The sequence below is a fragment of the Haloferax sp. s1 genome (assembly GCF_058382125.1).
The window spans coordinates 1-8,127 of sequence record NZ_JBZRPK010000576.1 but is presented as its reverse complement, the minus strand read 5'-3'; the positions used below and the strand labels follow the sequence as shown (position 1 = coordinate 8,127).

Genomic DNA, 8,127 nt, shown 5'->3' with positions numbered 1-8,127 from the left:
TCACCGGCGAGCGTCCTCCGGCCGACGCTCGAGTGGACTGATGCTTGCAAGGAACTCTGCGAACAGGTTGGGCCGGACGACGAACTCCTGATCATCTGCGATAGCCCGGATGATCCAGTCACTACCCATAGCGATGCCCTCCCGCCATCGGCTAGGGTCGTGGTTGCTGGCGAACCAGAGGGCTGTTCGGGCAAGGCCAACGCCATCGCGGCCGGGATGGTCGAAGCCGAACACGACCGCATCATCTGGACCGACGATGACTTCCACCACCCGCCTGACTGGCTGGAGCAGATGAAGTCAGACTACGAACGCCAGGGACCCACTACGGAAGTCCCGGTGTTCGTCGGCCGCGACCCTCTCGCGTATCTGTTGGAACCATCCTATGTGACGTCGACCGCTCTGGCCTCCGCCGGTCTTATGGCTTGGGGCGGAGCGCTCGTATTCGACCGCGAGGATGTAGACGAGGACGCCTTACTCCGGGACCTCCGACGGACGGTCAACGACGATGCCACGCTCGGCGAACACGTGGACTTCGCGGGAGCTGACCGGACCCGGCGGGTTGAAATCGGTGGGACGATACGCGAATCTCTCGAACGCCACACGCGCTTCATGCAGGCCTCCCTGCGGCACGGTCGGGCCGGTTGGGTCTTGCTCGCTGTCCTGACGTCTGTCCTCGGCATCGCGTTCCTCTTCTATCCTCTCGTCGGCTTCGTCTCGGCGACGCTGGGCTACGCCGTTATCTACGCGATATTCGGCATTCGACGGTGGACGGTCGTGCTGGCGTATCCGGCAACGGTCCTCGGTCCCTTGCTAATCGCGTACGGACTGGCACGTCGGACGTTTGTCTGGGGTGGGCGTCGCTACCGCTGGCGGTTCATGTTCGACGTCGAAATCGTGGACTGACCGCTACTTCTTCGGAGTGGACTGGGTTGATTATCGCTGATTACTCAACGCTACTGCAGATTCGTTGGTACGCGGTGAGTATCTCCCTCACAAGTCACGTTCTGGAGTAATTCATTGACTTATACTGTGTCCACGAAACCACCCACTATCTGCCCTATCGTGCAGTTTCGGTAGCGAAGTGGGTAATCAAACGACACTCTGTACGGTGTCGAAGTCTACTCGCAGCAGACTTGTGGATGTTTAGTGTCTCTGCGAGTTCGGTGAGCGTACACGTTTTGGGGTCGTCGTAGAATCCTTGCTCGATGGCTGTCTCGATGAATTGCTGCTGTCGGTTCGTGAGTATTGTGGCAGTCTCGTGGGACTGGGACAAAGAGATTACCTGATACGGAACTTCCGCTGCCGTCAGTTCCTCCAAATAGTTAGCTAGGCTGTCGTGACCGGCGGCAACGTGTACGGAAAACCATCCGTTTTGGAGAAGTGTCGGATAGATCGAGATGCAGCCGGATTCGTAGAGCGGATCGTAGACCTTCGAACGCCGAGTGAGGAACTGGAGAAGTACGACCTGCGAGTCCGCATGAAGGACTTCCACGTTAGCTACCTCGGGTGTCGTTTCGAATTCCTGGATGATATCGCCACCGTCGGGTGTTTGGACTTCGAGCGTGACCAGCGCGCCTTCATCACGGAGTTGCGTCGCCAGAAGTCGGAACTCATCGGTCGGAAACCCCGTTGAGAGTTCCGCGAGCCACCCTCCAACCTCCTCCCCGTTCAGCTTGATTTTCAGGTGCGGCATTGACAGCATCTATTCTCCAACTATATTTAAAAGCAGCAACATGTATCCAATCAATCCTACGCTAACCGAGGCTCTCTATCTCTACTGTGGTCGAAATGAAACAACACTCAACGACCGATTCCCGTATTCGGGGAGGAACGGCTCAATGACGACCGGTTCGCTTACGCCGCAGGAACGGGAGAACGAGCGCATCGCACGTCGCATTCCGGAAGATGTCTTCGGTGACGGCAACCTCGACTTGCTCGACGACCTGTACGCGCCGAACGCCGTCGATTACAATCCGTTCGGGTCTCAGGAGGGATTAGAAGCGATTCGAGAATCCTACGAGTCGTTCCTCTCAGCGTTCCCCGACGTCACGCAAACGGTTGAGCACAGTGTCGTTCACGGCGACATGGTCGTTCTCCATATCACAAGCCGAGGGACGCACGAGGGAATCCTCTGGGGCATCGAACCAACAGGAAAGGAGATGGAGGTTCAACAGATGGCGTTCGTCCGCATCGAAGACGGGTTGATTGCCGAGCGATGGTTCCTCTCGGATAACCTGATGCTGCTTCAGCAACTCGGTGTTATCGACTTCCCTCCCGAATAGCGATTTCGCCCGGATGCCTCTACACAGGGGCATTGAGGGAGATGAGGGTTCGTGTGGGCCGTCTTACCAATGCAGATATGGTTGGGGTCAAACTACGTGGTAACTGACTTCAGGACTACTGTAGAAGGCAGGCATGTAACCAAATAATCGGTTGAACTGGTGTTCCTTGCACCACATCAGTCTCGTACGAAAACATCGTCAGAGGATGATGGGGATGCCAATTCAGAAGCAGTCAACAATCATCCGAAAATAAGGAACACGGGACAGTGCCGTCGCTCAGGAGTCAGCGGACACAGAGCGGTTCAGCGTTAGTCTGGCGGGTCGAGACCGTAGTATTTCTTCGCAACGGTCAGGAACTGGTTCGCGTCCACACGCGGCGCGTACGTCGAGTTTTCGCCCTCGATTGCGAGATTCACCAGCAAGTCCACGAGTCGCCAGACGTTGTACAGCACACACGCGAACACGAAATTGAAGAACCGATACGTATGGCGCTTACTCGTCGTGCGGACGCGGAACGTCTTGATTTGCTTGTATCCGTTCTCGATGCCCCAACGGTGGCGGTAGCGGCGAACCATCCGCTCAACTATATGGATGCGTTCGATCTCGCTATCCTCGTCATTCAACGTCACGCTGGGGTGGTTTGTCTCGAACAGCGCGTACGCCTGCGCATCCTCCTTACTCCCCACGGTCGGCTCACTGCCTCCTCTTCTCGGAGTTCCTTCGTGAGGGCACTGAACCCGTGCTGGGCGTCATCCTCACCCAGTTCCATACCGAAGTCAGCGAGTTCGTTACGCATTTGCTCGCGGATGTCCGGTCTCTCCTCCGTTTCGCGGCCCTCATCTTCGTCTTCCGTCTCGGGGTCGTCGCTCGTACTCGACGGGAGGTACATCCGCTTGCGAGTCGGGCCGCCTGAGACCGTTTCCTCTTCGATGTGAACTGTCTTCTCGGCACGACGGAGCCGGGTACAGGTTGCCTTCCCTGATTGATGTTTCCGTGCGCCGTTCAGATAGTAGACACCATGCTTGTCGCAGGCGTTCTTCACACCATCATTATCGAACTCTCTGTCCATCATCACGAGTTCGATGTCGTCCACGAGGTTGAGCGCGTTCTCCAGTAGGCTGTCCACGATGTCGGCTCGCTTCATCCCACGTTTGACTGGAATCGCGTCTAGCACGAGCGGGATGTCATAGCCGACAATTTGGATGGTGGCCCACTGATAATACACTTCACCATCTTTGTAGCCGAGAATCCAATCTTCCGTGATGTTGTTGCCCCCGTCGCGCTCGATTTTGCCCGCCCACGGGTTGCCCTTCGTGATGTCGATTGCGGCCACGAGTTTGCCGACGAGTTCGGCGTTGTGCCGAGCGCGAGCGATAAGCATCCGCGTAGTTTCGTGGAGCATCGAGCGCGTCTCCTCAACGGTGAGTTTCCCAATCTGGTAGCGGTGGCTCGACGCACTCGGGGTGCGGTCGCGCTGGGTGTCGATATAGAAGGAGTGCTGGCCGCTCTGAGCGTACATGTTCTCGCGCATCCCCACGAACGGCTTGGCCTGTCGCCAGACCTCCTTGGTCTTCTCCGCGACGAGTCGCTGTTCACTCCGCTTCGAGGTGATGTCGCGTTCCTCGGGCCGAAACACGGGGTCGGGGGCGGGAATGCCTTGTTCGCGGGCAAAGTCAAGAGCTTCCTCGGTGGCCGTCCGCACAAATTCACGCTGTACGTCGGTGAACTCCTTGTTCCACATCTCCCAGAGCCGCGACTGACTCGGCGCTCCGCTCGTGTCGCGGTTGTGCGCGACGGGAAAGCCAAAGTCACGGCAGATGTTGGGGAATGAGTGGAGGAAGTAGCGGAGGAACCCTTCGCGGCAGTCCCACGCGAGCCGGAGCATATGAGCCTTCACCCACGCGTAAAACGACGTAGTATTCCGATGCCAGTCCGCACGGGCATCACCGTAGGTTTCGTCGCGGAAGAAGGCATTTCGTAGGACTTCGACGAAATTGGGCTTCTCGTCGTACTGGGTGAGGAAGTGGATACTCCCGTTGTAGGTCTCGCCGCTGACGGTGAACGTGAAGTCCCTGTCGTGGTCGAACGGTGATTCAGTAGGTTGAATAACCGACACTACTGGGTAGCACGAGAAATGGATTATATATAATCTTGGAGATTTTCGAGGTGGAAGGCTCCTGTGGGTGCGTCTATTGCTGAACCAGAGAATTGTCGGGGTATCCTGCCCGTCGCCGCGCATCCTGCCGCTCGCTCTCTGTCAGGCGGTACTGTTCCAACTCTTCTTCGAGCGGGCCGAGTGCCCTACGACGTTCTTGATGTGCTTCGAGGAAGTTCGCAATATTCTCTGCCGCCATCTCTTTGAGTTCACCACTCAGGAGCGACCCTTGTTGATACTCGCGTGCAAGCCGTTCCACCTGCTCATCACTTTCTTCAAAGAAGTAGTACAAGAACTGATACGAGACATCCACCTCGGGATTCCCTCCCTGTTCTCGATGTTCTTTGAGACTAGTCTGTCCACCAGAGTAAGCGTGAGTACGGATTTTGTCGAAGACCGTCTCCCGGTCATCTGAAAGGAGGATGCTCGGTGCGTCGTCGGACGAACTCATCTTCCCCGGCCCTTCGAGGCTCGGGAGGAACTTTGAGAGCAAGGCACCGGGCTTGGCCACGTCATACCGTTGCTTGGCCGCGATGTCACGGCAGACTCGAACGTGGGGGTCTTGGTCAACTGCAATCGGGACGAGCGTCGGATGGCGACCCTCCACAAGTTGTGGTAAGAGGAGGTGTGTGGCTTGGACAGCAGGGTAGAACGAGAGACCGATATTCTCGGGCTCTCCATATGTTGCGTCCACGGTCGATTGCGTCACTTCCTTGGCAAACGCAGTTGCTAAAGGATACACCACGTCAGCGTCAGCCGTGTCTACGATGATTCGGGTTCGCTCGGGGTCGAACCCAACCGCGAGAAGGTCAAGGAGGTTCTCGCGGGTGTAGTCGCTAATCTCGCCCAGCGATTTGTCTTTTAGGAAGTATTTCTCGTCATCGGAGAAGGGGATGTAGACGAGAGTTCCCGTCTGGTCTTGCAGATACTTAGCGAAGTAGAACGGGAAGATGTGACCGATGTGCATCGGCCCTGAGGGGCCCCGTCCCGTCACGATGGAGTGTGGTTTACCTTCGTTGGCGGCATCAAGGAATGAGTCTATATCTCGCTCTGCATAGAACACGTCACGGCGCACGAGCGGATGGCCGGGGTCGGGAAACTTCGCCTTCTGTTCGGCAGTGAGGGCATCAGCCCCGAACTTGTCGAGGAGTCGGTCGTAGTCGATGTCGCCTTCGACGGCGTATGGCGTTACGGTGAAGTCGTCTTCTGCTGGCATATGTGTTTGATGGTTGTAGTTACTTTGGAGGCGATGCGATTGAGAAAGCGAGTGAGCATCGCGGTCGAATCTGCCGGGTTAAGCCCGTCCGACCCTAATCCGCGATACTGTCCACTTCCCGAAACGCGTGCCAACGCCAGCAATTGGCGTGGGAAGTGGACACCATATTGACATCGACGAGATTGCTCCCCTTATAGGTTCTGTTCCTCTACTTGTCTCGCAATCAGCAAACCAGTCCAACCGATTATTCTTGACGTGCCTGTCTTCTGACCACTGGAATAGATATAGCAATATTCAGTTTACCATCGTCTGCTCGGCTCCCACCTCAACCCCATCTGCCTCCGATTCGAACACTGCAGCTAACTTCTCTCGCATCGCCTGCCGGCGGAACGACCGGCGGCGCTCCTCTGAAAGGTAGTTCGACATGACGACGCTGGCGCTTTTCGACCCTTGGTCGGCGGCGACACCCTCCAACTGCGCCAGCATGTCGTCGACTGCTTCCTGATACGCCGTGTACCAGAACCGGCGGCAGAGCTTCGCTGTGGGTACTTTCCCGTCGACGGTCACGCCCGCCTCGCTAGCGAGGCGTTTGAACCGGCGGTTGACCGTTTCGCGGGCGATGTGTCCCGTCGAGGAACGCGACGAGGGAAAGAGCGCGCCGTTCCAGTCGTCGTCGGAGAGGTCGTCGATTCGCGCCGCCACGGCATCGACACCGTAGAGCAGCGCGACCGTTCCGGGGCCGTTCTTTCGCTCCTCGAACGCGATATGCGGGTCGTCACCGGTGAGGACGAGTTGCGAGGCGTCGAGCGACGCGAGTTCGTTCGGGCGGAGTCCCCACCCGGCGAGACCGAGGACGAGCAGGCGTTCTTCGAGGTCGTCGGCAACGCCGTACACCCTGCCGACCTGCTCGGCCGTCATGGTTCGGTTGTCCGGTTGCCCCTGCTCCCAGCGGAACTGCTTGGCGGCGTTCTCGACGGGGTTGTACCGCGCCCGACGGAAGTCGACAAGGTACTCGTAGAAGGCGCGGACCGTCTGGAGATATTTGAGTTTCGTCCCGTCGGTTGCGAGTTCGTCGTCGAACTCGTCAAGGACGTTGAGACAGCGGTCGATCTCGTCAGGTTCGGCGTCCCTGTCGTCCAGTCGAGAAAGCAGGTCGGCGGTCCCGTGGAGGTCGCGATAGGTGCGGGCGAACCGTGCGAGGTGGGTTCGACGGGTCGGAAGCGTCGAGTCGGCGAGTCCGCGCCGCGATTCGAGCATGTCGAGGTAGGATTCGAACGCTTCGACGGTGGCCTCGGCGTCGATGCCCCACTCGTAGCCCGCATCGGATTCGTCCTCACCGAGACCGACGACGTCGACGAAGAAGTCTCGCGGTGTGAGGTCGTGTTTCTCGCGCAGTGCGTAGGCGATACCCGACCAACCGTGGTCGGTGAGCCACTCGTAGGTGGGCACGTCGCGTGTCGGGTCCATTCCCTCGCGGTCCATCGCTGGCGCGACGGTATCCCAGTAGAACGCTTCCAGTTCGTCGAGTGACTTCCGAGACCAGTTCACCGTGGCTCACCTCGCCCGCTGGCTTCGCCGTGTCGCGTTCCGAGCACCATCGTTCTGGTTTCAGAGCATGTCGGAGAGGGATTAACGTTTTCTCTCGCCGCGTTCGGCCTGAAACATCATTCCCCTGAATATGAAATGTTAGTTCACGTGAGTATGGTGGCCTGTGGATATATCTGGTTGACGCATCAATAGTATACGTACAACATGACCGATGGCAACGACGGTACTCCGGCGGGTAAAGCGATGCCCGAAGCCGATGCGCTCGTCTCGTCAGACCCATCCGTGGACGTTGGAGCCGCGGCTGACGAGGTGACTATCCTCGAAAGCGGGACCGAGTTAGAGCGAACAATCGGACTCCGCGGGGGCCTCGCTATCGGTATCGGGACGATGGTTGGTGCCGGAATCTTCGTCTTCCCCGGTCTCGCGGCGGGTGAAGCCGGTCCCGCAGCGGCCGTGTCCTTCGCAATCGGCGCTGTTATCGCCCTGCTCGTTGCGTTACCGACTTCCGAGTTGGCCACGGCGATGCCCAAAAGCGGGGGTGCGTACTACTTCGTCTCCCGTGGGATGGGGTCCACCTTCGGTGCTGTGGTTGGCATCGGACTCTGGTTGGGTCTCGTCTTCGCCTCGGCGTTTTATCTCGTCGGGTTCGCACAGTACGCGATTGCGGTGCTCGAAGAGATCGGTGTACCGGCGCTTCTCGTCGGTAATGTCTCGCTTGTGGCTGTGTTAGGTGTCGGGTTTGGTCTCGTATTGACCACACTCAGTATATTCGGTCCCGGGTATACGTCGATACTACAGAACATTACTTTGATCCTCCTGTTCGTGTTTTCTCTTGTCTTCCTCTTCTACGTTTCTCTCGACACGCGCGGCCCTTTTGTCCGCCATACTCTCCTTTTTGACCCCCTTCTCTACTTGTCATTTAGTCA

At 57.9% G+C, this 8,127-nt stretch carries 8 protein-coding genes; 3 read left to right on the top strand and 5 right to left on the bottom strand.

Annotation, left to right across the window (positions count from 1 at the left end; all coding sequences use genetic code 11):
* The coding region (locus tag QT222_RS10990; protein ID WP_491477203.1) for a glycosyltransferase family 2 protein at nucleotides 1-903 on the top strand (903 nt) is incomplete at its 5' end.
* A gap of 154 nt (nucleotides 904-1,057) precedes the next feature.
* Here QT222_RS10990 and QT222_RS10985 read toward each other — a convergent pair.
* A complete protein-coding gene (locus QT222_RS10985; protein ID WP_004060958.1) occupies nucleotides 1,058-1,693 on the bottom strand; it encodes a helix-turn-helix domain-containing protein in 636 nt (211 codons plus the stop codon).
* A gap of 145 nt (nucleotides 1,694-1,838) precedes the next feature.
* On the opposite strand from QT222_RS10985, the gene QT222_RS10980 reads away from it, so the two are divergent.
* A complete protein-coding gene (locus QT222_RS10980; protein ID WP_004060959.1) occupies nucleotides 1,839-2,282 on the top strand; it encodes an ester cyclase in 444 nt (147 codons plus the stop codon).
* A gap of 308 nt (nucleotides 2,283-2,590) precedes the next feature.
* On the opposite strand, the gene QT222_RS10975 is transcribed toward QT222_RS10980, so the two are convergent.
* The 4 genes from QT222_RS10975 to QT222_RS10960 form a co-directional block, all read right to left on the bottom strand.
* Nucleotides 2,591-2,968 carry a transposase gene (locus QT222_RS10975; RefSeq protein WP_491477202.1) on the bottom strand — a complete coding sequence of 126 codons (378 nt, stop codon included), beginning with the start codon at nucleotides 2,966-2,968 and terminating at the stop codon, nucleotides 2,591-2,593.
* Nucleotides 2,908-4,398 carry a transposase gene (locus tag QT222_RS10970; protein WP_491477201.1) on the bottom strand — a complete coding sequence of 497 codons (1,491 nt, stop codon included), beginning with the start codon at nucleotides 4,396-4,398 and terminating at the stop codon, nucleotides 2,908-2,910. The genes QT222_RS10975 and QT222_RS10970 overlap by 61 nt, the downstream gene beginning before the upstream one ends.
* A gap of 73 nt (nucleotides 4,399-4,471) precedes the next feature.
* Nucleotides 4,472-5,653 (bottom strand): tryptophan--tRNA ligase, encoded by a 1,182-nt coding sequence (locus QT222_RS10965; RefSeq protein WP_491477200.1) that lies wholly within the window; start codon nucleotides 5,651-5,653, stop codon nucleotides 4,472-4,474.
* A 294-nt stretch (nucleotides 5,654-5,947) separates the two neighbouring features.
* Nucleotides 5,948-7,201 (bottom strand): tyrosine-type recombinase/integrase, encoded by a 1,254-nt coding sequence (locus QT222_RS10960; RefSeq protein ID WP_491477199.1) that lies wholly within the window; start codon nucleotides 7,199-7,201, stop codon nucleotides 5,948-5,950.
* A 204-nt stretch (nucleotides 7,202-7,405) separates the two neighbouring features.
* On the opposite strand from QT222_RS10960, the gene QT222_RS10955 reads away from it, so the two are divergent.
* Nucleotides 7,406-8,127 (top strand): APC family permease (locus QT222_RS10955; RefSeq protein ID WP_491477198.1); only part of this gene is annotated, 722 nt, incomplete at its 3' end.

Bases quoted from the DNA above. Each gene is read 5' to 3' on its own strand.
- QT222_RS10985 (WP_004060958.1), bottom strand. From the start codon at position 1,693: ATGCCGCACCTGAAAATCAAGCTGAACGGGGAGGAGGTTGGAGGGTGG.
- QT222_RS10980 (WP_004060959.1), top strand. From the start codon at position 1,839: ATGACGACCGGTTCGCTTACGCCGCAGGAACGGGAGAACGAGCGCATC.
- QT222_RS10965 (WP_491477200.1), bottom strand. From the start codon at position 5,653: ATGCCAGCAGAAGACGACTTCACCGTAACGCCATACGCCGTCGAAGGC.